Raw genomic sequence first — 25,812 nt, 5'->3', positions numbered from 1 at the left:
ATCACTCACCGACGACCTCGCCACCGGTGCCGGTGCCGGTGTCGGTCTCGGTGTCGGTGTCGGTTCCGGGGTCGCCGATCGCGTTCTCGGACAGGGCGAACAGGTCCCGCAACTCGCCGGTCGACATCCCGGTCAGCCAGTCCTCGCCCGCGCCGACCACGAGCTGGGCGAGCCCGCGCTTCTCCTCGATCATCCGGTCGATGCGCTCCTCGACCGTGCCGACGCACACGAACTTGCGCACCTGGACGTGGTTGCGCTGCCCGATCCGGAAGGCCCGGTCGGTCGCCTGGTCCTCGACCGCCGGGTTCCACCAGCGGTCCAGGTGGATGACGTGGTTCGCGGCGGTCAGGTTCAGCCCGGTGCCGCCCGCCTTCAGCGACAGCACGAAGATCGACGGCCCGCCCTCCGACTGGAAGCGGCGCACCATCTCGTCGCGCGCCCCCTTCGGCGTGCCGCCGTGCAGGAACAGGACCTCGGTGTCGAAGCGCGCGGCCAGGTGCGGCACGACCAGCGCGCCGAACTCGGTGAACTGGGTGAAGCACAGCGCCTTGTCCCCGTCGGCCAGCGCCTCGTCGAGGACCTCCTCCAGCCGGGTGATCTTGCCCGACCGGCCCGCCACCCGCGAACCGTCGCCGAGCAACTGCGCCGGGTGGTTGCACACCTGCTTGAGCCGCGACATCGTCGCCAGCACCAGGCCCTTGCGCTTGATGCCCTCGGACTCGGCGATCCGCGCGACCATGTCGTCGAGCACCGCCTGGTAGAGCGTCGCCTGTTCGGCGGTGAGCGTGCAGAGCTGCTTGACCTCGATCTTGTCCGGCAGGTCGGTGATGATCTGCGGATCGGTCTTCAACCGGCGCAGCACGAACGGCCGGGTGATCCGCCGCAGCCGGACGGCCGCGTCCTCGTCGCGGTGGCGTTCGACGGGCACCGCGAACCGCGCGCGGAACGCGTTCACCGTCCCGAGCACGCCGGGGTTGGCGAAGTCCATGATCGACCAGAGCTCGGCCAACCGGTTCTCCACCGGCGTCCCGGTCAACGCCACCCGGTGCCGCGCGGGCAGCGCCCGCACCGCGCGGGACTGGCGCGTGGCGCTGTTCTTGATGTTCTGCGCCTCGTCCAGCACCACCCGGTCCCACTCGATCCCGGCCAGCGCCCCGGCGTCGCGGGTGGCCACGGCGTAGGTGGTGACCACCAGGTCGTGCCCGACGCCGAGCCCCGCCACGGACCGCTCGCCGCCGTGGTGCACCCGGACGCGGAGCCCCGGCGTGAACCGCGCGGCTTCCCGCTGCCAGTTGCCGACCACGGACATCGGGCAGATCACCAACGTCGGCGGCCGGGTCCCGTGCTGCCGGTTGTGCGCTTCGAGGGCGAGGAGCTGGACGGTCTTGCCCAACCCCATGTCGTCGGCCAGGCACGCGCCCAGGCCGAGCCGGTCCAGGAACACCAGCCACGCCAGCCCGCGCAACTGGTACGGCCGCAGCGTCGCGGTGAGCCCGGCCGGCGGCTCGACGGGCTCCAACCGGTGTTCCACCTCGCCGGAGAGCAGGTCGCCCAGCCACCCCTCGCCGCGCACCGCGTTGAGCGGCAGCGGGAGCTCCCCGTCCTCCGGCCCGAAACCCGAGTGCAGCAACACCTGCGCGGCCGACATCCGCCCGCCGCCGCGAGCCAGGAACGCCAACCCCTCGGCCAGCCGCTCGCGGTCGACGTGCACCCACTGGCCGCGCAGCCGCACCAGCGGTGCCTTGGCCCTGGCCAACGAGGTCAGCTCGGCCTCGGTCAGCCGCTCGTCGCCCAGCGCCAGGTCCCAGCGGTAGTCCACCAGCACCTTGAGGCCGAGCTCGCTCTCCTTCGCGACCGCGCCCGCGACGCCCCGGCCGGCGGCGGTCAGCGTGAAGCCGAGCCGGCGCGGCTGCCGCCACCACGAGGGGAGCAGCACCCCGAACCCGGCCTGGGCGAGCGCGGACGCGTGCGTCAGGAAGTCGTGCGCCCCGTCGACGTCGAGGCCCAGCCCGACCGGCCGGCGTTCGGTGAGGGCCTGGTCCAGCGCCGGGTAGAGCCGGGCGGCCCGCCCGAGGTCGCCGAGCAGGACTTCCTGCGGCCGGTCCACCCACCGCCGCAGCACCGCGTCCTCGCGCCGCCACACGCGGGAGGCGGGCACCAGCACGCTCGGCTCGTCGACGGCCTGGAGCAGGAACTCCAGCCGCCAGCCGTCGTCACCGGGAGCGCCTTGGTCGGGAGAGGACAGGCGGAAACAGGTGCGAACCCGATCCCCCCGGATCTCGTCGTCCGCCCACCCGGCCACCTTGGCCCGCAACAGGTCGACATCGGTCGGATCGGCCTCGAACTCCGCGTCGCCCGCCAACGCCGCCAACCACCGGCCCGCCGAGGACCGGTCAGGTGAGGACCGGTCCGCCGCAGACCGATCGGGTGAGGACGGGTCGGGTGTGGACCGGTCGGGTGAGGACCGGTCTGCGGGGGAGACGTCCGTTGATGGGCGGCCCGTTGGCGGGCGACCGGTCGATGGGCGGATGGTCGGGGTGAGGCGGCGGCGCACTTCGCTGTCCACAAGGGAATCCACGGCCGAGCGGAGGGCGTCGTCGACCCCCTCGGCGGCGCGGAACGCCGGGGGCATGCCGGCGCGCAGGGTGGCGTGCCGCAGCGCGTCTACTCCGGACAGCGACGCCCGCCAGCGCCCGGCCGCGTGCCGCCCCAGGCGGGATGCGGTCGGCCGGGGTGCGGCCGGGAGGGATGCGGTCGGCCGTGCCGGGTCGGCGACCACCGGCAGGACACGACCCCGCGCGACCAGGTCCCCGGCGAACGCCACGACCTCGGCCAAAAACTTCGCGGACGCCCCCGGTCGGCAGTCCGGCAGGGTGGTCGGACACTCGCCGTCCAGCCACACCACCGGCACCAGCCAGCTCCGCAACCGCACCACACCTCGGCGGGAGGGCGGCTTGGCCAGCGGATCGCGGATCAGCTCGGGGGAGTCGACCGGACCCGAGGCGTACGACGGAAGTCGCACCGCGACAGTGCCGGAGACACCCTCGATCAGATCCGCCGGCGCGGCACTGTCGGTGCCGAGCAGCTCCACCAGCGTGGCACTGCCGGCGGCGAGCAGTTCCACCAGCGCGGCACTGCCGGCGGCGAAGGGGTGCCCCACGGTCGCTTTCGGCAGGCGGCCGTCGACGCGTGCGGGCAGCCGCGAATCTTCCGCCCACAGCGCCGGACGACCGTCGGCCGCGCAGAGGCCGTGCAGCACCAACACCCGCAAGACTCTAGGTCGGTGCCCCGACACCCGTCGCTTCCGCCCCTGCGCCCCGCCCCGCTGCCCCCCCCGCCCAGCCCCGCCTGGTCTCGCTTGGTCCCGCCCGCCCCTCCCGGCATCAGTGCGCGTGCTGATCTGCCGGCTTGGACCGAGCGGGCGCGTTCGTGTGGTGAGCGTGTCGGGACTGGCGTGAGCCTGACTGGTGGCGTGCGTGCCGGCCGGTGGACTGGAGTCGTCGCAGGGGTCAGTGGTCTTGGCGGACCTTCGCGCGGCCGGCGAGGACTGTCACGCCCACCCCTGCCAGGCCCACCTGGAGGGCCAGCTCGATCCAGTCGATGCCGTCCGTGTTCGCCACGCCGAGCACGCCGGCCGCGAACGTGCCGACCAGGGCAGCGGCGACGCCGACCAGGATGGTCATCAGCAGTGAGATCTTCTGCCGCCCCGGCACGACCAGCCGTCCCAGACCGCCGATGGCCACGCCGATGAACAGGGCCGAGATGATGCCGGTGATTTCCACGTGAGGTCCCCTCCGCCGAACTACGTCTGCGCCACGAGCATCACCCGGCGACCACCTCCGTCGAATCGGGTGTGCCCCTGACCTCGCCCTGATCCGGACCCTGGACTCCCAGGAGGTGCGCGGCCGTCGGGCTCAGGGTTCGGCCCGCGACGTCCGGGTCGCAGCCCACCCTGGCCAGGCGGGAGCGGATGGAGGTGGTGGACCGTTCCTGCCGCTTGGCCAGGGCGCGGATCAGGTCGGTCGCGGGCGTGCCGGGGGTGGCGGACAGCCAGGTGTCGCGGAGTTCTCCGTCCAGGTCGTGGGTCCAGGGTTGGTTGGCGTTGGCCGGGCGGTGCCCGCCCCCTCTCGTCGGTGGTGCGCCGAGTTTGCCCAGGGCGTCGAGGACCTGGCCGAGGAGCTTGCCCACGGAGCTGCCCGCGCCGGCGGGCAGGCGGAGGTTGCCCTCGGCCACCAGGAGGCCGGAGGTGTCCGTGCCGGACATCTCCACGAACAGGTCGGGGTCGGCGAACGCCCGCAGGCGGTAGGTGGTGGGGCCGATCCGGGTTTCGGTTTCGTACGTGGTCGTCGTCATGGTGATGACGGTAGACCAGGGGTACGACAATTCCGGTCGGTGCTGGTCAGGAGGTGGTTCGGGGCTGTTCGTCAGCGGCAGAGGGGGCACTTCGGGGTGGCCGGCGCGCTGCCCGTGAGGTAGGGCTTGAGGTGGTCGGCGATGGCCTTGGCCAGGGTCGGCGGGACGGCGTTGCCGATCTGCCGGGCCACCTCGATCTTCGTGCCGCACCACTCGAAGTCGTCCGGGAAGCTCTGGAGGCGCGCGGCTTCGAGGTGGGTGATCGGGCGGTCGACGCGGTGGCCGTCCTCGCCGGGTTCCCACTGCGGGTGCAGGTACTGGCCCTTCTCGGGCTTGTAGAACTCGGTGCGGATGGTCAGCGACGGCTCGTCCCAGCGCATCCGGCCCATCACGTCCGTGGTGCCGGTCTTCTTCTCCCGCCAGCACCGGGGCAGCAGCTCGTCCGGCAGGTCGAACCGGCCGCCGCCGGGCGGGACGTGCCGGTAGCGGCGCACCGACAGCGGGGTCGGGTTGCGGCCGATGTGCAGGTCGGGGCTCTTGTGGCGGCCGGGCATCGTCTTGCCGAAGAACGTCACCGTCGAGGCCGGCAGCGCGGTGGTCACGGGCAGCTCGGGCAGGCCGGTCAGCACGTCGCGGACGGTGTGCCACCTGCCGCGCGGGTGGGTCGGGGCCGGCAGCGGGACGGGGCCGATCCGGGAGCCGATCACGATCGCGCGCCGCCGGCGTTGCGGCACACCGAAATCGGCCGCCAGCAGGATGCCGGAGCTCAGCTCGTAGCCCTCGGTCTCGGCCTGGAGCAGGGCGAATTCGGTGGAGGACAGGAACCGGTCGACGTTCTCGATCACGAACACCTTCGGCCGCGCGGTGCGCACGAACCTCAGGTACTCGCGCCACAGCGAGTTGCGCGGGTCGTCGACGTCGCGCGAGCCGAGGTTCGAGAAGCCCTGGCACGGCGGGCCGCCGACGATCAGGTCGACCTCGGGTATCCGGTGGTCCGGGATCGCGGCGATGTCGGACCACAGCATGTGGTCCTCGCCGAAGTTCGCGGCGTACGTCGCCGCCGCGTGCAGGTCCCACTCGACCGCCATGACCGGGCGGTACCCGCCCGCCGACGCGAACCCGGCGGTCATGCCGCCACAGCCGGCGAACAGGTCGATCATGGACAGCACGTCGGTCAGGCTAGCCCACGGCGCGGGGTGTCGGGGCGGCCGGCGCGCCGGCGATCGGCGGGATGGGGAGAGCCGAGAAGGGGAGGGTGGGAGGCTGATGTGGTGGGTCAGGTTTGGGCGGGGTGCGGTTTGGCGGGGGTGGGGCGGCGGGCCAGGACGGTGTCGCGGACGCGGTCGGCGGCCTCGGCCGGGTCCTCGTGCTCCCAGATCCGGACCGCCAGCCAGCCCGCCTCGGCCAGGCGCTGGTCGGTGTTCGCGTCCCGGGTCCGGTTGGTCTCGATCTTGGTGCGCCAGAAGTCGCCGTTGTTCTTCGGCCACGTGCCGTGCGTCGGGCAGCCGTGCCAAAAGCAGCCGTCGACGAACACCGCCACCTTCGCGGGGCCGAACACCACGTCGGCCTCGCGGCGGACCGCGCGCACCGGGCGCTGGTGCACGCGGTAGCGCAGGCCGAGCCGGTGCAGTTCGCGGCGCAGGGCGAGTTCGATCTCCGTGTCCCGCGACCGCTGCCTGCTCATCCGGGCGCGGACGTCGTCCGTGGTGTCCAGCTTCGTCTCCGGCTTCGCCACCTGGCCATGATGGCTCACCTCGGGTACAGGATCGCGCGCAGGCTCCGCACGGCCCGGTCGAGCTGGGCGCGCGTCGGCAACGGCACCGCGCCGACCTGCTCGGACCCGGTGAGGCCCAGGTCGTGGAAGAAGAACGGCGGCATCGCGTGCACCAGCAGGTCCGCTGAGCGCTGCGGCCCGCCGCGCGGGTTGAGGACGAGGCGCTCCACCCAGGCGTCGACCCGGAACACCGTGTCGGCCAACGGGTGCACCCGCACGTCGAGCCCGTGCCGGCGCAGCGCGGCGACCACGTAGGTGTCCCGCAGGAACGCCGTGAAGTCCGCGAGAACCTTGTGCCGCATGGCCTCGCGGGCTCGGAGCCGGTCGGCGCGGGCGTCCGCGACCGCCTCCTGGGCCGGGGTCCACAGCATCGACCGGGTCCGCTCGTCGGTCTCGCAGAACTCGCGGAACTCGTCCCAGCCGGGTAATCGACCCAGCGTCTCGACCACGTGGTGGGCCACGTGGGTGAAGGCGAACTCGGGCCGCCACTCCCGGATGTCGGCGACGTCCGGCGGTGGACCGGCACCGGGGGTGCCGAGGCAGGCGTCCACGACCTCCTCCGGGGTGAGCCGGTGGACGGTGTCGGCGGTGTGCGCCATGACCTGCTCGACCACGTGCTTGCGCGCGCTGTACCACCCGTTGAAGTGGAAGCGGGTTTCCTGGGTGACGTTGAAGATCCGGCGGACGTCCAGTGCGGTCGTGGTCATGACGGAGAGGGTACGGACGGGCACCGACAGTTCGTGGTCGGCGCAGGTCGGACGGTCAGCGGTCGACGTCGAGGTCCGCCCGGTCGGCCGCCGCGCGGCCCGCGTCCCAGCCCGCCGCGCTGCGGATCGCGCTGGACCTGCTCGTGGTGTTGGTGAACAGGGTGGAGAACAGTTCGTCGACCGCCCGCTTCCGGGCCGCCAGCACCGGGAGCAGCCGGTCGTCGTCGGGCGGGGTGTTGGCGGCCTTGAGCCGTTCGCCGACGCGGTGCGCGTAGGCCAGCAGGAAGGACTTCCGGAACGCCGGGCTGCGCGACTCGTCGCCCTTGCGCGCCTTGTCCCCGGCCGCGACCATCGCGCGGGTGGCCTGGACCAGCAGCGACGCCGACAGCAGCTCCACGATCTCCAGGTCGAGTTCCTCGCCGACGAGGGCCACGAAACCCAGGTCGTAGACCACGGCACGGCAGCGGTTGGCGTCCGCGACCACGTGCACGACCTGCGCCTTGCCGTCGAAGTAGCGCTTGTCCAGCCACACCCGGCGGGAGATCGTGGTGGGCACCTCGGACGGCATCCGCTCCAGGGCGTGCCTGGTCACCAGCTCCTGCGCCTTCGCGGACAGCGCCTCGGCCTCGTCCGGGAACGGCGTGGACTCGGCCTTGGCCAGCAGCGACCGGACCCGCTTGAGGATCTTCGGGGCCACGTGGTGGTGGGTCACCTCGGCCAACGGGCTGCCCGGCCGGGGCACGATCACCGGCAGCGCGGGCAACGTGGCCAAGGAGGCCAGTAGCGCGACGACGACCGCCACCGCGTCGTCAGGCAGCTCGATGTGCTTCAGGGCCCACTGCGCGAGGTGCGGCTCCGACGGGTCCCACCAGATCGTCGCGTCGATCTCCGCCAACTGCTCCGTCCACCGGGGGTGCAGCGAGGGGTAACGGGACGTGTTGTGCGCGATGGCGTCCACCACGAACGACAGCGCGCGCTCGTCCTCGGTGCGCCGGACCGTCTCGTACACGTCGGTCGGCAGCCACCCGTAATCCCACAGGTTGTCCAACGCGCGGTCCAACACTTCGTGCACGGCTCCGTCCACTTCGGTCGGCGTCAGACCGGTGGTACGGGGTATCGGCGCACGGCGGTTCACGGCGGCACGTCGGATCGCCTCGCCCAGGGAGTCCACGATGGGTGATTCTCCCCCGTGGCGCGGTGTCGCTGCGGCCGGTGGGGCGGGTGACGTGCCAGCCTCGCGCGGTGAGCCGGAACACACGCCCGAAGCGGCGTCCTATCGTGGCGGTGCGTCGTCCACTGGGGACGGCGCTGAGTCCGGCGCAACGCGCGTTCGTGGACGCGTGCCGGGTGCTGCCACGGTTGGCCGACCCGTTGGAGGCCGAGCTCGCGGTGAGCGCCGCAGTGGCCGACGTGTCCACCGACGAGGAGTTCTGGGCCGGCGTGATCGCGCACGCGGTGTCGTTCCCCGGCAAGCGCAACGACCGACTGCTGCGGGTGCTGGCGTCGATGTTGACCGGTCGGCCGCGAGAGTGGGCGGCGAGCGTGGTGCCCGTGGAGGACGCCGTGCTCACGGTGGGCGGGGCGTGGATCTGCGACCGGTCGATCGACGCCGGGTACCTGGCACTGGTGTGCACGTACCGGTTCGGCGACGACGAGCACGCAATGGTGTTCCTGATCGACGAGCTGGCCGGCGGTGTGGTGCGCAGGGCCTTCGTCACGCGGGACGTGCACGCGGCGCGCGAGGAGCTCGGCGCGGGCGGAACGCTGAACGAGATCGGCACGGAAGCGGCGCACTGGCTGCTGGCCAAGTCCTACGACCGGTTGGACCGCAACCCGGACGCGTCGACGGGCACGGACGTGCGGCGGACCCGGCTGCTGGCCGACCGGCGGATCGCGCTCGCGTTCGGCTGATCCCGGCTGATCGGGGAGAACGCTCGGCGGGCGACTGGTGACGGTCGCCCGCCGGTGGTGCGTACCTGCGCTTACTGGGTTTTCAACGTTCCGCCGGCGTTATTGATCTTGTGGATGATCGTGGGCCAGGCGTTGGCTGTCGGCGTGGTGATCAAGAGCATGGCGGAAACGAGCATCAGTGCCGGGACCAGCCTCGCGAGTAGCGATATCACGCGATCAGAATTCCACATTACGTGGAAGATTCCAAAACGCGAGGTCAGCCACTCGTGGCAGTGCTAACCCGAATGAGGAGGGTGTAGATGCGGTGAGTGCTTATTCGTACCCAGATGTGTCGCAGACTGTGGGCCGTCGAGTGAGTGTAACTGGATCGGGTTATCCGGCGGGTAGTTCCCGGGACGACGCGCTCCCGAGTGCCGGGCGTGGCCGGCGAGGGTCGGGAATGGTGCGTTCGGATTTCCGGAGATCGGCCAGGTGCTCCAGCAGCAGGGCTTCTTCGAGGCTTTCCGGGCCGCCTGCCAGCCCGGTCGCCTCCACCCAGTGGCGTTCCGCGTCGTCGGGCCGGTCGATGGCGACGAAGGCGTGGCCGAGGATGTGCAACGCCCGGAAATGATCTTTGGGGGCGTCGGTGTCCACGCACAGGTCGATGGCGTGCCGGGCGCAGGCGACGGTGTCGTCGAACTGCCCGAGGTCGTAGTGCGCCTCCGCTTTCACGACCAGTGTTTCGATCATCCTCGGCCGGTCGCCGCTGGCCCGGTTCACCGCGAGCGCCGCCGCCAGGTGGGCGAGGGCCCGCTCGTTCTCGCCGTGCTCGTGCAGCAGGCTGCCGATCTTGGTCTGCGTGGTCCCCTCGCCGCGCGCGTTGCCGCAACTCCGCCAGGCCGCCAGGGCGGCCTCGAAGAAGTCCACCGCGTCGTCGTCCCGCTCCATTCGGCGGTGGGCGGTGCCCAACTGCTCCAGGGTGGCCGCTTCGAGCGGTGCCACGCCGAGGGACCGGGCGGATTCCAGCGCGGTCCGCATCAGGGCCACGGCCCGGCCGACCTCGCCGCGTTCCAGGTGGACGCTCGCCAGGTTGTGCACGACGATCGCCTCCATTTCGGGGAGGCCGAGCTCGCGGGTGATCGCCACCGACTGCTCGAACGAGTCGACGGCCTCGTCGTACTGACCCAGTCGGTATTGGACGGTCCCGGTGTCAGCGAGCGTTCCCGCCTGGGCTTTCCGGTCCCGCAGCACCATCGCGGCCTTGATGGCGGCGCGCTGGCAGGTGAGCAGGTCCTGGTAATAGCCGAGTCGGTCGAAAACCTCGTGGACGTTCGCGGAGAGCCGCCAGGCGTGTTCCGGGAAACCCCGGCCCACGGCCCGGGGGATCGCGGCCACGAGGTTCGCGCGTTCCCGCGTGAACCAGCCCAGCGCCCGCTGGTCGCTCTCGAACGGGGCGACGGCGGGGAGGCCGGCCAGCGGCGGCACGGGGGACAGGTCGGGGTTGAGCCGCTGGCAGGCGGCGGTCGCGGTGGCCAGGTAGTGGTCGAGCAGGCCGGTGAGGGCGGTCTTGGTGGTCGACAGGGAGTTCTCGTGCTTCGCCAAGTCCACCGCGTAGCCGTGCAGGAGGTCGTGCAGGCGGAACCGCCTGGTCGCGCCGTACTGGAGCAGGTTGGCCTTCGTCAGGGTGCTCAGGTGACGGGTCGTCGTGCTGATCGGTTCGCCCAGGAGCGCGGCGGCGGCCTCGGGGCCGAACTCGGTGGTGAAGTGCAGGCCCAGCAGGCGGAACAGCCGGGCGGTGTCGGGCGGGAGGGCCCGGTAGGACCAGGCGAACGCGGCGGCCAGGGTCGCGTTCTCGTCGTCGCTGTCGTCCGAGGAACCCAGCACGCCCAGGCCGTCGGGGGCCTTGAAGTCGTTCACCAGGTCCGTGATCGCGGTCTCGGGGCGTAGTGCGACGTGTTGCGCGACGATCTTCAGCGCCAGCGGGTGGCCGTCGGAGCTCCCGGCGAGTTCGTTCACCGCTTCGGGGTTCTCGTTGGCGCGGTCCGCGCCGATCACGTCGCGTAAGAGGGCTTCGGACTCCGCTGTCGACAGCGGTGGCACGTGGAGCGCGTAGGCGTCGTGGTGCACCGAGAGCGCGAACGGGCGCGTGCGGCTGGTGATGATCGTGAAGCACGAGGTCGTGGCGTCCAGGATGGGACCGACCTGGTTGCTGTCCCGCGCGTTGTCCAAGAGGATCAGGACGTTGCGGCCCTCCAGCACGCGCCGGAGGCGGGCCCGGCGTTCGGAGGGGCGCACGGGCACCGGCCCGGTGTCGAGCCTGGCCAGCAGGATGCCGATGGCGTCGTCCGGCGCGAGCGGGTTGCCGGGTCCGAAACCCTGGAGGTCCAGGACCAGTTGGCCGTCCGGGAACCGGTCGGCGTTGCGGTGCGCCCACCGGATGGCCAGGCGGGTCTTGCCGATCCCGGGCATCCCGTGCAGCGCGACGACCTGGTCGTGGGCCCCCGACGCGAGCACCTGGTCCATCTCCGCGAGCAGGTCCGCCCGGCCCGCGAACTTCCGGATGTCCCGGGGCAGTTCTCGCGGCAGCTCGCGGCGGGGCGGGGACCCGTCGGGCGCGGTACCCGCCTGCTTGCGCAGGATGCCCTGGTAGATGCGGCGCAGCTCGGGTCCGGGCTCGGTGCCCGCCTCGACGTCGAGGTGCTCGCAGAACCGGGCGTGGAATTCCACGGCCCGCGCGTACTTGCCCAATCCGTCGAGCGACTGGATGTAGAGCCGGGCGAAGTTCTCGTCCAGCCGGTGCTCGCGGGTCAGCCGACCGGCTTCGCCCATCACCTCGACGTGTTCGCCGAGTTGGAGCTGGCTGTCCAGCAGCACGTGCTGGGCGGCGAGCCGGTCGAAGAGCTCCATCTGATCACGGCAATGCTCGGCCCACGGTCCGTCGAGTTCCTGCAACGGTCGGCCCTGCCAGAGGTCCAGTGCCTCGCGGAGGAGAATTTTCGCCGAGCGGTGGTCGTTCCGTGCCGCCGCTTCCCGGCCTTGTTCCGCTAATGTGCGGAAACGGTGGTAGTCGACCATCCCGGGTGCGAGCACCAATCGGTACCCGTCTCCGTCCTTCACTATCCGCCCGTCCGAACCCGACCGGTTCAGCACCCCGCGCAGGCGGCTGATCAGGGGTTGGAGCTTGCCCCGCACGTCATCGGGAGCACCCGCCCGCCACAGCGCGCCCGCGATCCGGTCGAGCGGCACCACGCGCCCGGTGTAGTACAACAGCAATGCCAGCAGGCCCCGTTGTTTCGTCGGTCCCAGCGTGAAATCATTCCCGTCGATGTGTAATCGCGTCTTCCCGAGGATCTTGAATTCCACCAGCGTCTCCCTTCGCCGGCGTCCGCCGTTTAACACAGTGTGGGGCACTGGTCGGACAGTCGCAGCCGCCCGGCGGGTATTGCTCCAATTCGGGGACCGGCGGGCGTCGATCGGCGGTGCAAGCGAACTGCAAGTTACCCGGCAAACACGGGTCGGAGCCTTGTCCCACGGAAGTGGGAGGGGGAACCGCGTGGTGGACGTCGAATGGTTGCGGGCACCGGTCGGGATCGATGCGTCCCGTTGGGTCACCAGGCGCCGGTGTCGACAGGTGCTGGCCGTGGTGCACACCGTCGCCGGTGGTCGGCGGGTGCTGGAGGCGGTGGAGGTGATCGAATCCGACCCACGGGTGCAGATCACGTTCTGCCGGGCCCCGGACGCGTTCTCGTCGGGCGTGGACGAGTTCCTGCGGGGGACGCGCGGCGTGGTGCTGCCCTGGGAGCAGGCCACCCGGGAGAGGTTCGACCTGGCGCTGGCCGCGTCGCACGGGTCGGTGCACCTGCTGCACGCGCCGCTCTTGCTGGTGCCGCACGGCGCGGACTGCGGCGACTCGGGGTCCGCCGGCGGGTCGTCGCAGGTCTGCGACCCGGCCGCACCGGACGGGGAGGTGGTGGCGGGCGACCTGTGGTACGACCGGATGGTCGCGAGCCTGCCCCGGCGGCCGGACTACCGCGCGGCGCTGGGCGTGTCGCCGCAGGAGCGGTTGGTGGTGGTCGCGTCGACGTGGGGACCGGATTCGCTGCTCGCGCGGTTCGAGGACCTGGTGCCGAGACTGCTCGACGAGCTCTCGGGGCACGGCGTGCGCGTCGCCTCGTTGGTGCACCCGGCCGCGTGGTCGGCGCACGGCGTGCGCCAGGTCCGGGCGTGGCTCGCCGACTGCCGGGACGCCGGGCTGATCCTCGTCGAACCGGAGGTCGACTGGCGGGTCGCGGTGGTCGCGGCGGACCACGTGATCGCCGATCACGGCTCGGTCGGGGTGTACTCGGCCGCGCTCGGCACGCCGGTGCTGCTCGCGGGTCCGGCGGCGGACGTGCGGACGTGCGCGGCGCTCGGGGACGGGTCGGCGCGGGAACTGCTGCGCCGGCACGCGCCCCGGCTCACGTCGGACCGGTCGGTGGTGGCGCAGTTGGAGGACGCCGCACGGGGTGCGGGCGCGTTGGCCGAGCGCGTCCGGGACAGCCTGGCCGCCCGCCCCGGGCGGGCCGCGATCGAGTTGCGGCGGGCCGCGTACCGGCTGCTCCACCTGCTGGAACCGAGGCGGTACCGGCCCCCGGTCCCCGTGCCGGTGAGTGGTTCGCCGTCGGCGTGAGCCCAGGGACCTCCCGGACAGCATCCATTGTGGACGGTCGTGCTGTCCGGGTCAGGCCGCCTGGTCCGGATCGCGGCCGAGCAGCGCCAGGACGCGGTTCCAGCCGGTCGAGTCGGCCGCGACCGGGAGGACCGGGGCGAACGCCGCGCCGGGAACGGTGCGCAGCGGGCCGTCCGGGACCAGTTCGGCCTGCTGGAGCGCGGCGGTGACGAGTTCGTCGTCGTAGTCGGTCCGGTCGCCGAGCGCGACCGCGACGTCCCAGCCATGCACGAGGGTGTCGATCAGGTGGAAGCCGACCACGGCGCGCAGCGGGAACCGGCGGCCCTCGAACTCGGCCAGCGGCACCGGGCGGTCGGGGTCGGCGGCGGCGAACGCGGCGGTCACGGCGGCGAGGCCGGCCTCGTGCGCGCGGGTCGACGGGGCGCGGGGCCGGAACGCGTCCTCGCCGACGTCGGCCGACGCGGCGGCGGCGAAGCCGTGGTCCTGGCCGATCATGTGCGCCAGCAGCGCTTTCAGGTCCCAGCCCGCGCACGGTGTCGGGCGGTCCAGGTCGGCGGGCCGGATGCCCGCCACGATCGGCCGGATCGCGGCCAGGGAGCGGCGGTGGAGTTCCAGAATAGTCTGCACCTGCTTACTATCTTCTCCGGTAGATAGTTGGTCAAGCGGTATCGTCCTGCCGGTGACCGGACAGCGCCACGACCTCGGGGCGTCGTTCGCCCGGCTGACCAGGGCGATGATCGACGCCGAAACGCCGGTCCTCGACGCGCACGGCGTGGACATGTGGGAGTACGTCGTCCTCGGCGCTCTGGAGTCCGGAGCCGCGCCCACCCAGGTCGAACTGGCGGCGGCGGTGCGGCGGGACAAGACCCGGCTGATCCCGATCCTCGACCGGCTGGAGGCGCGCGGACTGCTCAGCCGCACGCCCGACCCGGCCGACCGACGCAACCGCGTGGTGGCGCTGACCGACGACGGACGTGCGGTGCTCGCCGCGTGCCGCCACGACGTGCGCGCGGTGGAAGCCGACTTCCTGGCGTCGGTGCCGGCGGCGAAGCGACGGGTGTTCGTCGAGGTGCTGGACGAGCTCGCGGAGCGGGCGTCAGCCGGCTGACCGCCGGAAGAGCAGGAAGTGGTCGTCGATGCCGAGGTCGGCGAACGCGGCCGGCTCGGCCACGATCGGCTCGGCCACGACCCGGCGGTAGCCGTACCGCGCGAGCAGCGGGGTGGCGTCGCGCTGGCTGTTGTCCGCCTCACGGCTCAGAACGCGCTCCCGGGTGTTCGAGATCACGAACAGGGCGGGCACCTCGTGCCCCGCCAGCCACTCCAGCCACGCCCGGATCGCCGCGTGCGGCATCTCGGAGAAGCTGTGGATGTTGACGGCCAGGTCGATCCTCTTGCCGGCCAACGAGTCCAGCTCGTCCAACGGCACCACGGCCACGCGCTCGGACACGCCCCGGTGGTCGAGGTAGTAGGAGCAGACGAACGTGGACTCGGGCACCGCGTCCACGCAGTAGTAGCGGTCCAGGCCCGGCACCGCCTCCGCGACCCGGTGGCCCAGCCGCCCGTACCCCGCGCCGATGTCCAGCACGGTCACGCCGGTCCGGTCGAACAGGTTCCAGGCCCGGTCCAGGAAACCGATCTCATTGACCGATTCGAGCAGGTCCCGGCTGATCAGCCGGCGTCTCCGGTAGTCGACCGCCCAGCAGCCGAAACCGCCGTCCTCGGCCACCAGCTCCAGCAGGCCGCGCGCGTCGCGCGGTGCCAGGTAGTCGGCGTAGCGGGTGAAGCTCGCCTCCAGGCCGCCGGTGAAGTTCGAGAGCTGCCGCAGGTAGCAGTTGTCGCCCCGGAAGTAGCGCAGGTCCAGGTCGGAGCGGAAGGAGTGCGCCCACTGCGAGTGCGCGTTGACCGGTGAACCGTGCTCCCGGTAGCGCCGGACCAGGTCGAGCAGAATCGGGTTGTCCCAGCGGAGGTGGTCGACCGCGCCGGGTGGCAGGGGTGCGCGGGGGTCGAAGTCACCGCGCCGCCGGTCCATTCCCATGGGGTACTCCCTGTTTTCGGCAGCAACTATTCCACGGCTGTCGGAATTATTCCCGGTGGGCGGATTCGACTCGGTCGCCTGATTCCCCGGTAGTCGTGGCGGTGCCCCCCGGAACGCCTCTGTCCGTGATACCCGATAATGAGCCGATGTCAACCGTCGTGGCATTCCACGCCCACCCCGACGATGAGGTGCTGCTGACCGGCGGCACGCTGGCGCGGGCGGCGGCGGAAGGGCACCGGGTGGTCGTCGTGGTGGCCACCGACCACATGGGAGCGGCCGGGGCGAGCTCCACCCGGATCGGGGAGCTGCGGTCCAGCGCGGCGGTGCTCGGGGTGCACCGGGTCGAGCACCTGGGCTACGCGGGCAGCGGCCACGGGCCGGTCCTGCTGCCCGACCCGCCGGGGCGGCAGCGGTTCGTCCGGGCCGCCACCGAGGAGGCCGCCGGGCGGCTCGCCGAGATCCTCCGGGCCGAGCGCGCCGACCTGCTGCTCAGCTACGACCCCTGCGGTGGCTACGGCCACCGTGACCACGTGAAGGTCCACGAAGTGGGCAAACGCGCCGCCGAACTGGCCGGCGTGGCCACCGTGCTGGAGGCGACCATGCCCCGTGACGTGGTCGTCCGCCTGGTGCGGGCGGTGCGCGCGCTGCGCATCCCGTTCCGCTTCGACGCCGACGCGCTCCAGGCCGCGTACAGCGCGAGTTCCGCCATCACCCACCGCGTCGACGTCCGGCGGTTCGCCCGGCAGAAGCAGGCGGCGCTGGCCGCGCACCGCTCCGAGGTCACCGGAGGCGGTCGGATCGCGCCGCTGCTGCGGGTGCTCGTCCGGCTCCCGCCACGGGTGTTCGGCGCGCTGCTCGGCCGTGAGTGGTTCGTCGACCCGACCCGCCCACCGGCGGCCCGCCGGGCCACGGACATTTTCCAGCGCTGATCCCCCCGAGCCCTTCCGTCGAATGCGCCGAGGACATTCGTCCTCTTCGGACGAACCGCCGGTCGGCACCGCCGCGCCGGTCGACTTCCGGACTCGCCCGGTCACGGGTCAGGGCCCCTGAAGTCGTGGCGATATGTCGGTCTCCGCGCTAGCGTGGATCGGGAACACCATGTTGGACGGCGCCGGGCTACCGCTTGCGGTAATGCGTGCATTCGGCGTGCCAAAGATATGGGGGGGAAGTTGTTCGAAGGTACCGAAATCATCGGAAGACCTGGTGCCGTGCGCTTTGCCGGCAATGACCCGGTGCGGCCGGCCGCCGGTCCGGACGGGGCGGCGGCCGTGCGGGTGCCGGTCCACCTGCTGCGCGTCGGGCAGTCGCCCCGGCGCGGGGGCGAAGACCCGGAGCACGTCCAGTTGCTCGCGGAGACCGAGGGGGAGTTGCCGCCGATCACGGTGTTGAAGTCGAGCATGGAGGTGGTCGACGGCGCGCACCGGCTCAGCGCGGCGCGGCTGCGCGGGGACCGGACCATCCCGGTCCGCTTCTTCGACGGCGACCCGGCGGACGCGTTCGTCCACTCGGTGCGGGTCAACGTCCGGCACGGGTTGCCGCTCTCACAGGCCGACCGCACCGCCGCGGCGGCGCGGATCATCGCCTCCCACCCGGACTGGTCGGACCGGAAGGTGGCGGCGATCAGCGGCCTGTCGTCCAAGGTCGTCGCGTCGCTGCGGAGGTCCGGGCCGGACCGCGGCGACCTGCCGGCCCGGGTCGGGCTGGACGGCAAGTCCCGGCCGCTCGACCCGGTGCAGGGGCGCGAGCGCGCCGCGGCGTTGATCACGTCGCGGCCCGGGGCGTCGCTGCGCGAGATCGCCGCCGCCGCGGGGATCGGGCTGGGCACCGCCAAGGACGTGCGCGACCGGTTGCGCCGGGGGCAGGACGTGGTTCCCCCGAAGCTCCGGGGCGTCCGGGTGCCCGTGCCGCGATCCGACGGGCTCGCCGCCGTGCGCGCCCTCGCCCCGGCGGACCACGCGGTCGACGAGCGCTTCAACGAGTTGTTCGAGGAGTTGTGCAAGGACCCGGCCTTGCGCTTCAGCGAGGTCGGGCGGACGCTGCTGAGGTTGCTCGGCGCGCACCGCATCGACGAAGCGGAGTGGTCGCGCTTCGTGGAGAGCGTCCCGGCGCACTGCGGGGACGGGCTGGTGCGGGCGGCGGGCGAGTGCGCCCGGATGTGGGCCCGGTTCGGCCACGGGCTGGCGGGCCGCGCGCAGCCGGCGGAAGTGGACGTGCGGCGACCCGCCGGGTGGTGACGGTCCGGTGAACGGCGGTCGTGGTGGCGTTCAACTGGGCATGACGCGCAGTTGAACGCCACCGCGCCCGGCCGGTAGTGCAGACGGTTCACCCGGCCGACCGCCGTGCCGGACACCGGCGCGGCCCGGCGACCGGGATCGGCTCGCACCCAGGGGGATGTGCATGACCGACGGAGTTTTCCTGCCGACCTTGTGCGGCACCGGATCGGACGTCCTGATCGGCGTCGTGGACTTCATCCACCAGGCCGTCGTGAAATCCGTCTGGACGCCGGAGCGGATCCGCCGGGTGTACGCCCGGCGGACCGTCCGGCAGATCCTGGCGGACGGGGACACGCTGGCTTTCGGGCCCTGCCCGGACCGGACCCTGGTGGCCTGCGCGATTTTGCACCGGCACGGGATTCGGCCGGTGGTCGTCTACCACGAGCGGCGGGTTCCGGGTTTCGGCCCGTCGACCGCGCACCTGGCCCTGGAGGTCGAGGTGGGCGGCGCGGACTACACGGTGGATTTCGGCAGCCACGAAACCCGGTTGGTGCCGGGCGGTTACACCTACGACCCGGCGATCGAGGAGACGATCCTCTTGAAGCGGTTGGAAATCCCGGTCGGCGCGGACGCGCTGACGACGATCACCCCCGGCGAGGTCATGGCGGCGGTGGCCACCGAGCGCATCCAGGTCGACCGGAAGTTCGAGTACTACGAGAAGCAGGCGGAACGGTACCGGGGTCGGGTTCCCGAGGAGCGGCTGGCGCTCGACGTCAAGCACAGCATCCACCGCGAACTCTGACCGTGCGGACCGACGACGGAAGAGGTGGCGGTGGCGGAGGTCGTCTACGAGGTCGACGACTTGGTGAAGTACTACCGGGGCCGGGCCGAACCGGCGACGGACCACGTCTCGCTCGACATCGGGCGCGGGGAGATCTTCGGCATCCTCGGCGACAACGGCGCGGGGAAGAGCACCCTGGTCCGGCAGCTCGTGAACCTGCTGCGGCCCACCTCGGGCGTGATCCGGCTGTTCGGCGAGCCGGTCGACCGGGACCCGGTGCGGGTGGCCAGGACGGTCGGGTACATGCCGCAGAGCAGCGCGGCGCTCAACCGGCTGACCGTGGCCGAGGCCCTCTACTTCGTGGCCCACCTGCGCGGGCTGACCCGGCGGGACGCGGTCCGCGAGCGGGACGCGGCGCTGGAGACGTGGCGGCTGGGCGGTATCCGGGGCACGTCGAGCTCCCGGCTGTCGGGCGGGCAGCGCAGGCTGCTGCAACTCGCGATCGCCATGGCCGGCCGGCTGCCGGTGGTGGTGCTCGACGAGCCGACCAACGACCTGGACCCGGTGAACCGCAAGCACGTGTGGGAGGTGCTGCGGGCGGTCAACGCCGAGCACGGGACCACGATCATCTTCATCACGCACGACGCGATCGAGGCGGAGCGGATCGTGCAGCGGGTCGGGATCATGCGCGGCGGCTCGTTCACCGCGATCGGGCCGCCGGCCGAGCTCAAGCGCGTGCTGCGCAACCGGATGCGGCTGGAGGTCGGCTTCCCCGGCGGCCGGCTGCCGGAGCTGCCCGCAGACCTGGTCTACCGCCGGACGTCCGAGGACGCCCTGGTGGCGACCGTGGACGCGGCGCGGGTCCCGTCGCTGCTGGCCGAGCTCGGCCCGGTCGACGCCCTCGATTTCAGACTCTATTCGGCGACACTGGAAGATTTGTACCTGCACTATGCGAATGGACACCAAGAGACCGACGCTCATTGACCAATTCGTCGACCTGGGCCTGATGCAGCTCTCGAACTGGCGCTGGTCCTGGCGCGGCATGGTGGTCACCGGGATGGTGACGCCGTTGTTGAGCGCACTGGCGATGGGGGCGCTGGCGAAGGGCAGCGGCCCGGCCGCGATCGCCCACGTGCTGACCGGCAGCATCGTCCTGGCGCTGATGTTCGAGAACCAGAACAAGGTGGCGCAGAACTTCTCCTTCATGAAGCAGGTGGGTACGCTCGACTTCCTGGCGACGTTGCCGGTGCACCGCTTCATGGTGATCGTGGCGACGGTCCTGGCGTTCTTCGTGCTCTCCCTGCCGGCGCTCGTGGTGACCGTGGTCGCCGGTTCGGCGCTGCTCGGGGTGACGCTGAGCGTGAGCCCGCTGGTGGTGCTCGTGATTCCGCTCTGCGTGTTGTCGCTGGCCGGTATCGGTGCGTTCATCGGGATCACCGCGCGAACTCCCGAGGAAGCCGGCTCGCTGACGTTGATGGCGACGATCCTGATGCTGTTCGCCGGACCGGTGGTGCTGCCGCCGGACCGGCTGCCGGAATGGCTGTTGCGGCTGAGCGACTTCAGCCCGAGCAGCTATGCGGCGGACGCGGTGCGCCAGGTGCTGATCGGTCCGGTGACCGGACGGCTCTGGCTGGACGCGGGGGTGCTCGCCGCACTCGCCGCGCTGGCCCTGTGGTTCACCGGTTTCAAGATGCAGTGGAAATCCGCCTGAGGTCCGCCGGGTCGTCCGGTTCGTCGGAGGCGTGGTCGCGGACCCGTGCGCACGATGAGGAGCAGTGATGTCGGAGACGTCCACCGAAGAGGCCGTACCGGTCCAGGTCCAGCTCGCCGTGCGCGTGCTGTTCGGCGACGAGTTCCTGGACCGCGCGGACCGGCGCTTCCTCCGGTCCTTCCAGGGCGACCCGGCCCGGTGGGGGCGGCTGATGCTGGACACCTGGGCGGTGATCAGCGGTGTGGTGGACGACGTGCCCGCACCCCGCGCTGCCCTGCCCGAACGGCCCGCGCCCGCGCCGCCGCCGGCCGCCGTCGGGCAGCCCCGGACCGAGCCACCGCCCACCGCACCCGCACCCGCACCCGTCACCGCGCCGCCGGCCGGGTCGGCGGCGACGGGAACCGTTGCGGCGCAGGCGGGAGCGGCCACGTCGATCGACTTCTTCGACCCGGACGACGAGCCGGACGAGCCGGCACCGGCCGGGCGCGATGTCGGCCAGGTCAAGCAGCGCCTGGTGGAGGTGATCGCGGAGGCGAGCGGCTACCCGCCGGAGGTCCTGGACGAGGACCTGGACCTGGAGGTGGACCTGGGCATCGACTCGGTCAAGCAGGTCCACGCCGTGGCGCGAATCCGGGAGGAGTACGGCCTCACCATGGACGAGGACTTCCAGATCGGCGACTACGCCACGATCGGCAAGCTCGCCGGCTACGTCGCCGACCGCGTCTCCTCGGCGGGATAGCCGGTGCGCACCGACTTGCCCGGGTTCGCCGACCGGGTGGCGCTGGTCACGGGCAGCAGCCGGGGGATCGGTCGCGGCATCGCCGAGCTGTTCGGCGGGCAGGGCGCGCGGGTGGTGGTCAACTCGGCCGGCAGCCCCGTCGACGGACGCCTGGTGGCGCGGTCGATCCGGGAGGCGGGCGGCCGGGCGGTCTACGTCCGCGCCGACGTCGGGCTGGAGGAGCACGTCGCCGAGCTGGCCGCGCTGGTGCGGGAGCGGTTCGGCCGCCTGGACGTCCTGGTGCACTGCGCCGCCGGCGGTGCGGCGTCGCCGATCGCCGAGGCGGGGTACGACAAGTTCGAGCGCGCGATGCGGATCAACTCCTACTCGCTGATCGCGCTGGCGCGGCACCTGGGTCCGCTGATGCCCCGTGGCGGCAAGGTCCTCTACCTGAGCAGCATGGGCTCGATCATGGCGACGCCCGGCGGCTACGGCCTGGTCGGTGCGGCGAAGGCGGCCTCCGAGGCGCTGGTGCGCTCGCTGGCCCACGAGTTCGCCGACCGGGGCATCTCGGTGAACGCGCTGCGGACGACCGCCGTGCGCACCCTGTCGTTGCGCTACTTCGCCACCGCCGACGCCTTCCTCAAGATCGCGCGGGAGGAGGCCCCGATGGGCGCGCCGCCGCTGCTGAAGGTGGCGGAGACCGCGCTCCTGCTGTGCACGCCCGCGGCCGACTACGTCACCGGTCAGGTGGTGAACGTGGACGGCGGGTGGCTGAGCAGCCTGCACCGGCCGGACCTGTTCGGCCCGCTCCACCGCGCCGGCGGCGGACACCGGGCGTCGACCACACCGAAGGGGGAGCGATGACCGCGGAGCCCGTTGCCGTGGTGGCGGCCGAGTGCGTGTTGCCCGGCGCGGCGGACCTGGCGCAGTTCCACCGCAACATCGGGGACTCCGTCTCCTCGATCCGGGAGGCGGACGACGCCTTCTGGCGCGGCGCGGAGGTGTTCGACCGCGCCGCCGGGGGCCGCGCCAACACCTCCTACAGCAACATCGGCGGCTTCCTGGACACCTGGGAGTTCGACCGGACGCCGTTCCGCATCGCGCCCAAGGTGCTGGACCGGATGGACCCGGTGCACCTGCTGGGCATGGAGCTGGCCCGCCGGGTCGTCGACCGGTGCGAGCGGGACGCATCCCTGCCGCGCGCGGCGACGGCGGTCCTGGTGGCCAACGTCGACGGCGGGGTGACCAGCCGGATCAGCGCGGTCGCGCACACCCTCAGCCACCAGTGGGAGCAGGCCGTGCGGCACCGCCGGGGCGAGCTCGCCGACGTGCTCGCCGAGTACGGCGAGCGGTACCGGGAGCTGTTCCCGGACAAGCGCGAGGACCTCGGGCTCAACGGCGAGTCCGAGACGCTCGGCGGCCGGATCGCCAACTACTTCGACCTGCGCGGCACCCACTACGGCATCGACGCGGCGTGCGCGAGCTCGCTCGCCGCGGTGCACGCCGCGTGCCAGGGGCTGGAGCAGCGCGAGTTCGACGCCGCGCTGGTCCTCGCGGTCGGGATGCTGTCGCCGGACCTGTTCGTCGGGAACTCCGAGTCGCGCACGCTGTCCCGGACCGGCAGCTTCCCGTTCGGGGCGCGCGCGGACGGCCTGGTGCCCGGCGAGGGCGGGGTGCTGGTGGCGCTGGTGCGCCTGGCGGACGCCCGCCGCGACGGCCGGCGGGTGCTCGGCGTCATCCGCGGCATCGGGTACAGCTCCAACGGCCGCACCACGTCCACGTGGTCGGTGTCGGCCGAGGCGGAGGCGAGGGCGATCCGCAAGGCGTTCGAGGGCGTGGCGTTCGGCCCGGGTGACGTCGACTACGTCGAGGCGCACGGCACGTCCACGGCCGTCGGGGACGGCGTGGAGATCGCGGCGATGCTCGACACCTACGGCTCCGTGCCCCGGTCGTACCCGCTGCCGTACGGCTCGGCGAAGAGCATGGTCGGGCACACCGTCGAGAGCGCGGGCCTGGTCGGGATGCTGCGCGCGATGTTCCTGTTCCAACAGGGGAAACTGCCGCCCACGGTCGGTGTCGGCGAGCCGCGCCCCGAGGCGGTGGCGGCCGGGGACCGGTTGCGGCTCCAGCGGGACGTCGCGGCGGTGCGCCGGGTCGAGGGCCGGCCGCTGCGCGTCGGGGTGAGCGCGTTCGGCTACGGCGGCATCAACTACCACCTGCTCTTCGAGCAGGACGACGGCGCGCCCGCGCCCGCGACCACCCGGCCGAGGCGGGAGCCGGTGGCCGTGGTGGCGATGGAGGCGGTCGCGCCCGACGCGCACGACCTGGAGTCGTTCTGGCGCAACCTGGAGGCGGGGGTGGCCCGCAGCCGCGACCTGCGCGAGGTCGTGCCCGGGTTCGACCTCTTCTGGTCCGACCCGGCGCTGCGCAGGGCGACCACCTACCTGGACCGGGTGGCGACGGCGGAGGTGCCGCGCCGGCTGGACAACCGGAGGTTCCGCATCCTGCCCAACCAGGTGCCGGGCCTCACCGACGAGCTGCTGCTGCTGATCGCCTGCGCCGGCAACCTGGCCACCGCCCTCGACACCGCGTTGGCCAAGGTGGACCGCGAGCGCGCGGGGTGCGTGATCGGCCACCTGCTCGACTCCGACCGGCAGTTCGAGCTCCAGGCGTCCATCCGGTTCGTGCCGTGGCTGCGCGGGCTGCGGAAGCTGGCCCGGCAGCGCGGTGTCGACGCGCCGTGGCGCGAGCTGCGGGACGAGCTGTGGCACGACCCGGCGTTGCGGCTGCGGGTGGTCGACCAGGACACCACGGTCTCCGGGTTCGGCTCGACCCTCGCGTCCAGCCTCGCCACGGCGTTCGACCTGCGCGGCAAGAGCTACGGGGTGCGGGCGGCGTGCGCGACCGGCCTCACCGCGCTCTCGCTGGCCGCGCAGGAGCTGCGGGCCGGGACGCTGGACTTCGTGCTGTGCGGCGCGGTCTGCGGCGGCGTGGGCCTGGTGAACCACACGATGCTCGCGGCGATCCGGGCGTTGAGCGCCCAGGCGGTCGGCCGGCCCTACGACGCGGACGGCGACGGGTTCATCATCGGCGCGGGCGCGGGCCTGGTCGCGCTCAAGCGGCTGGCCGACGCCGAGCGCGACGGCGACCAGGTGCTCGCCGTGCTGCGCGAGGTGTCCGGCAGCAGCGACGGCAAGGGGCGCAGCCTGCTCGCGCCCAGCGCCGAGGGGCGCGCGCTGGCGATGCGGCGCACCTACGAGCTGTCCGGGATCGACCCGTCGACGGTGAGCTACGTGGAGGGGCACGGCGCGGCGACCGCGCTGGGGGACAGGTCCGAGGTCGAGGCGCTGGCCGGGACGCTCGGCAACCGCGAGACCGTCTACCTGGGCAGCGTGAAGGGCAACGTCGGGCACCAGAAGGCGGCGGCCGGCATGACGGCGGTCATCAAGACGATCCTGTGCCTGCGCCACCGGACGCTGGTGCCGACGCCGGGCTTCCGGACCCCGCACCGCGCGCTCCGGCTCGACCAGCGCCGCTTCGAGGTGCTCAGCGAGTCCCGGCCGTGGCCGGCGGCCGGGGACGCGCCCCGGCGCGCGGCGGTGAACGCCTTCGGCCTGGCCGGCATCAACTACCACGCGATCCTGGAGGAGTACCTCCCGCCGGCGGTCGCGTCGCTGTGGTCGGCGGACGACCCGGGCGGGCTCGCGGACGACCTCGCGGCCTTCGCCGAGGGCGGTCCGCCGCCGTCGGAGGTCGACGAGTCCCTGCCGCACCGGATGGCGGTCGCGGGGGACGCGGCGGCGGCCCGGCGGGCGGCGCGGCTGCACCTGGCGGCCACCGCCGCCGGCCGGCCGCCGCGCTGGGAGGCCGCCGGCGTACACGTCGCGGGCGGCCCGCCCGGCGGCGTGTGCTTCCTCTACCCCGGCCAGGGCAGCCAGTACCACGGGATGCTGCGGTCGGCGGGCGCGCTGGTCCCCGGCGTGGCCGAGGTGGTGGCCGAGGCGGCGGCGGCGCTCGCGGACGACGTGCCCGACCTCGTGGACGCGTTCTGGCGGTCCGACGAGGAGCGCGGCACCCGCTGGCTCGCGGCCACCGAGCACTGCCAGGTCGCGACGCTGCTGGTGAGCAAGGTGCTGGAGGACTGGCTCGCCGCCCGGGGCGTGCGGCCGGACCTGCGCCTGGGCCACAGCTTCGGCGAGCTGAGCGCGCTGCACGCGGCCGGGTCGCTGTCGTTCGCCGACGCGCTGCGCACGGCGCACCACCGGGGCCGGTTCGCCGCCGGGGTGCGCGGGCGGGGGCGCGGGCAGGCGATGGCCGTCCTGTTCACGTCGGCTGCGCGGGTGGCGGAGCTGATCGGGACCGACCACCCGGACGTGGTGGTGGCCAACCGGAACGGCCCCGGCCAGACCGTCGTCGCGGGCTACGCCGACGCGGTGGGCCGGGTCCTGGGCCGGGCGGCGCTCGACGGGGTCGACGGCCGGCCGCTGCCCATCGAGCGCGCCTTCCACTCGCCGCTCGCGCGGGACGCGGTGCCGGACTACCGCCACCACCTCGGCGGCGTGCCGGTGCGCGGGCCGCGCGGACCGGTCTACGAGACGCTGACGTCGCGGCCCTACCCCGACGCGGCGGACGCCGACCGGGTGCGGGACAGCCTGGCGCGGCAGTTCGTCGCACCGGTCGACTTCCAGGCGATGGTCGAGGACGCCTACGGCCGGGGCGCGCGCACGTTCGTCGAGGTCGGCCCGAAGCGGGCGCTGACCGGGCTGGTCGCGGAACTGCTCGCCGACCGCCCGGACGTCCGCACGGTGTCCCTCGTGCACCCCAAGGGCGGCGAGGCGGCGCACCTGCGCCGGGCCTGGGCCCAGCTCTGGGTACTGGGTCTCGCCGACCGGCCGGCCGGCCGGCCCCGGCGACCCGCCCCGCCCGCCGCCGTCGGCGCGGGCTGAGAGGAGTGTCCA

General features: G+C 72.8%; 21 protein-coding genes. 11 read left to right on the top strand and 10 right to left on the bottom strand.

What is annotated here, in order from left to right:
• Position 1 precedes the first annotated feature (1 nt).
• From AB0G01_RS11310 to AB0G01_RS11280, 7 genes are all read right to left on the bottom strand, one after another.
• Positions 2-3,265, bottom strand: a complete 3,264-nt coding sequence (locus AB0G01_RS11310) for an SNF2-related protein (protein ID WP_360942766.1) — start codon at positions 3,263-3,265, stop codon at positions 2-4.
• A 244-nt stretch (positions 3,266-3,509) separates the two neighbouring features.
• Entirely contained in the window at positions 3,510-3,782 is a 273-nt protein-coding gene (locus AB0G01_RS11305; RefSeq protein ID WP_360942763.1) for a GlsB/YeaQ/YmgE family stress response membrane protein, read from the bottom strand.
• Between the two features lie 40 nt (positions 3,783-3,822).
• Positions 3,823-4,353 (bottom strand): hypothetical protein, encoded by a 531-nt coding sequence (locus AB0G01_RS11300; protein ID WP_360942760.1) that lies wholly within the window; start codon positions 4,351-4,353, stop codon positions 3,823-3,825.
• 71 nt (positions 4,354-4,424) lie between these two features.
• The gene (locus tag AB0G01_RS11295; RefSeq protein WP_360943305.1) at positions 4,425-5,513 is read right to left on the bottom strand and encodes a DNA cytosine methyltransferase; all 1,089 of its coding nucleotides are present in this window, start codon (positions 5,511-5,513) and stop codon (positions 4,425-4,427) included.
• A 116-nt stretch (positions 5,514-5,629) separates the two neighbouring features.
• Positions 5,630-6,037 (bottom strand): very short patch repair endonuclease, encoded by a 408-nt coding sequence (locus tag AB0G01_RS11290; RefSeq protein WP_360943302.1) that lies wholly within the window; start codon positions 6,035-6,037, stop codon positions 5,630-5,632.
• Positions 6,038-6,102: 65 nt separating this feature from the next.
• Positions 6,103-6,834, bottom strand: a complete 732-nt coding sequence (locus AB0G01_RS11285) for a hypothetical protein (RefSeq protein WP_360942757.1) — start codon at positions 6,832-6,834, stop codon at positions 6,103-6,105.
• Positions 6,835-6,889: 55 nt separating this feature from the next.
• Positions 6,890-7,906, bottom strand: a complete 1,017-nt coding sequence (locus AB0G01_RS11280) for a DUF2786 domain-containing protein (protein ID WP_360942754.1) — start codon at positions 7,904-7,906, stop codon at positions 6,890-6,892.
• Between the two features lie 212 nt (positions 7,907-8,118).
• Here AB0G01_RS11280 and AB0G01_RS11275 point away from each other — a divergent pair, with 212 nt between their 5' ends.
• Positions 8,119-8,745 (top strand): hypothetical protein, encoded by a 627-nt coding sequence (locus AB0G01_RS11275; RefSeq protein ID WP_360942751.1) that lies wholly within the window; start codon positions 8,119-8,121, stop codon positions 8,743-8,745.
• A gap of 372 nt (positions 8,746-9,117) precedes the next feature.
• Here the strand turns inward: AB0G01_RS11275 and AB0G01_RS11270 are convergent, their stop codons facing one another.
• Positions 9,118-12,087 (bottom strand): BTAD domain-containing putative transcriptional regulator, encoded by a 2,970-nt coding sequence (locus tag AB0G01_RS11270; protein WP_360942748.1) that lies wholly within the window; start codon positions 12,085-12,087, stop codon positions 9,118-9,120.
• Positions 12,088-12,364: 277 nt separating this feature from the next.
• Here AB0G01_RS11270 and AB0G01_RS11265 point away from each other — a divergent pair, with 277 nt between their 5' ends.
• A complete protein-coding gene (locus tag AB0G01_RS11265; RefSeq protein WP_360942745.1) occupies positions 12,365-13,393 on the top strand; it encodes a hypothetical protein in 1,029 nt (342 codons plus the stop codon).
• A gap of 51 nt (positions 13,394-13,444) precedes the next feature.
• Here AB0G01_RS11265 and AB0G01_RS11260 read toward each other — a convergent pair whose 3' ends face one another.
• Positions 13,445-14,020 (bottom strand): TIGR03086 family metal-binding protein, encoded by a 576-nt coding sequence (locus tag AB0G01_RS11260; protein ID WP_360942742.1) that lies wholly within the window; start codon positions 14,018-14,020, stop codon positions 13,445-13,447.
• A 52-nt stretch (positions 14,021-14,072) separates the two neighbouring features.
• On the opposite strand from AB0G01_RS11260, the gene AB0G01_RS11255 reads away from it, so the two are divergent.
• The gene (locus AB0G01_RS11255; protein WP_360942739.1) at positions 14,073-14,501 is read left to right on the top strand and encodes a MarR family transcriptional regulator; all 429 of its coding nucleotides are present in this window, start codon (positions 14,073-14,075) and stop codon (positions 14,499-14,501) included.
• Here AB0G01_RS11255 and AB0G01_RS11250 read toward each other — a convergent pair.
• Entirely contained in the window at positions 14,490-15,428 is a 939-nt protein-coding gene (locus AB0G01_RS11250; protein WP_360942736.1) for a putative sugar O-methyltransferase, read from the bottom strand. The genes AB0G01_RS11255 and AB0G01_RS11250 overlap by 12 nt on opposite strands.
• 146 nt (positions 15,429-15,574) lie before the next feature.
• On the opposite strand from AB0G01_RS11250, the gene AB0G01_RS11245 reads away from it, so the two are divergent.
• From AB0G01_RS11245 to AB0G01_RS11210, 8 genes are all read left to right on the top strand, one after another.
• Positions 15,575-16,357 carry a PIG-L family deacetylase gene (locus tag AB0G01_RS11245; protein WP_360942733.1) on the top strand — a complete coding sequence of 261 codons (783 nt, stop codon included), beginning with the start codon at positions 15,575-15,577 and terminating at the stop codon, positions 16,355-16,357.
• 303 nt (positions 16,358-16,660) lie between these two features.
• Positions 16,661-17,662, top strand: a complete 1,002-nt coding sequence (locus AB0G01_RS11240) for a ParB/RepB/Spo0J family partition protein (protein WP_360942730.1) — start codon at positions 16,661-16,663, stop codon at positions 17,660-17,662.
• A gap of 163 nt (positions 17,663-17,825) precedes the next feature.
• On the top strand, positions 17,826-18,443 hold the full coding sequence (locus AB0G01_RS11235) for a hypothetical protein (protein WP_360942727.1): 618 nt from the start codon (positions 17,826-17,828) through the stop codon (positions 18,441-18,443).
• Positions 18,444-18,473: 30 nt separating this feature from the next.
• Positions 18,474-19,406, top strand: coding sequence for an ABC transporter ATP-binding protein (locus AB0G01_RS11230; RefSeq protein WP_360942724.1), 933 nt, complete (start codon positions 18,474-18,476; stop codon positions 19,404-19,406).
• The gene (locus AB0G01_RS11225) at positions 19,378-20,133 is read left to right on the top strand and encodes an ABC transporter permease (RefSeq protein WP_360942721.1); all 756 of its coding nucleotides are present in this window, start codon (positions 19,378-19,380) and stop codon (positions 20,131-20,133) included. The genes AB0G01_RS11230 and AB0G01_RS11225 overlap by 29 nt, the downstream gene beginning before the upstream one ends.
• Positions 20,134-20,200: 67 nt before the next feature.
• Positions 20,201-20,872 (top strand): phosphopantetheine-binding protein, encoded by a 672-nt coding sequence (locus tag AB0G01_RS11220; protein ID WP_360942718.1) that lies wholly within the window; start codon positions 20,201-20,203, stop codon positions 20,870-20,872.
• Positions 20,873-20,875: 3 nt separating this feature from the next.
• Positions 20,876-21,718, top strand: a complete 843-nt coding sequence (locus AB0G01_RS11215; protein WP_360942715.1) for an SDR family oxidoreductase — start codon at positions 20,876-20,878, stop codon at positions 21,716-21,718.
• A complete protein-coding gene (locus tag AB0G01_RS11210) occupies positions 21,715-25,800 on the top strand; it encodes a beta-ketoacyl synthase N-terminal-like domain-containing protein (RefSeq protein WP_360942712.1) in 4,086 nt (1,361 codons plus the stop codon). The genes AB0G01_RS11215 and AB0G01_RS11210 overlap by 4 nt, the downstream gene beginning before the upstream one ends.
• Positions 25,801-25,812: the final 12 nt, after the last annotated feature.

This window comes from Actinosynnema sp. NPDC023587 (assembly GCF_040640215.1).
GTDB lineage: Bacteria > Actinomycetota > Actinomycetes > Mycobacteriales > Pseudonocardiaceae > Actinosynnema.
Note: the sequence above shows the minus strand (reverse complement) of the source record. Positions and strands in the feature narration are given on the sequence as shown.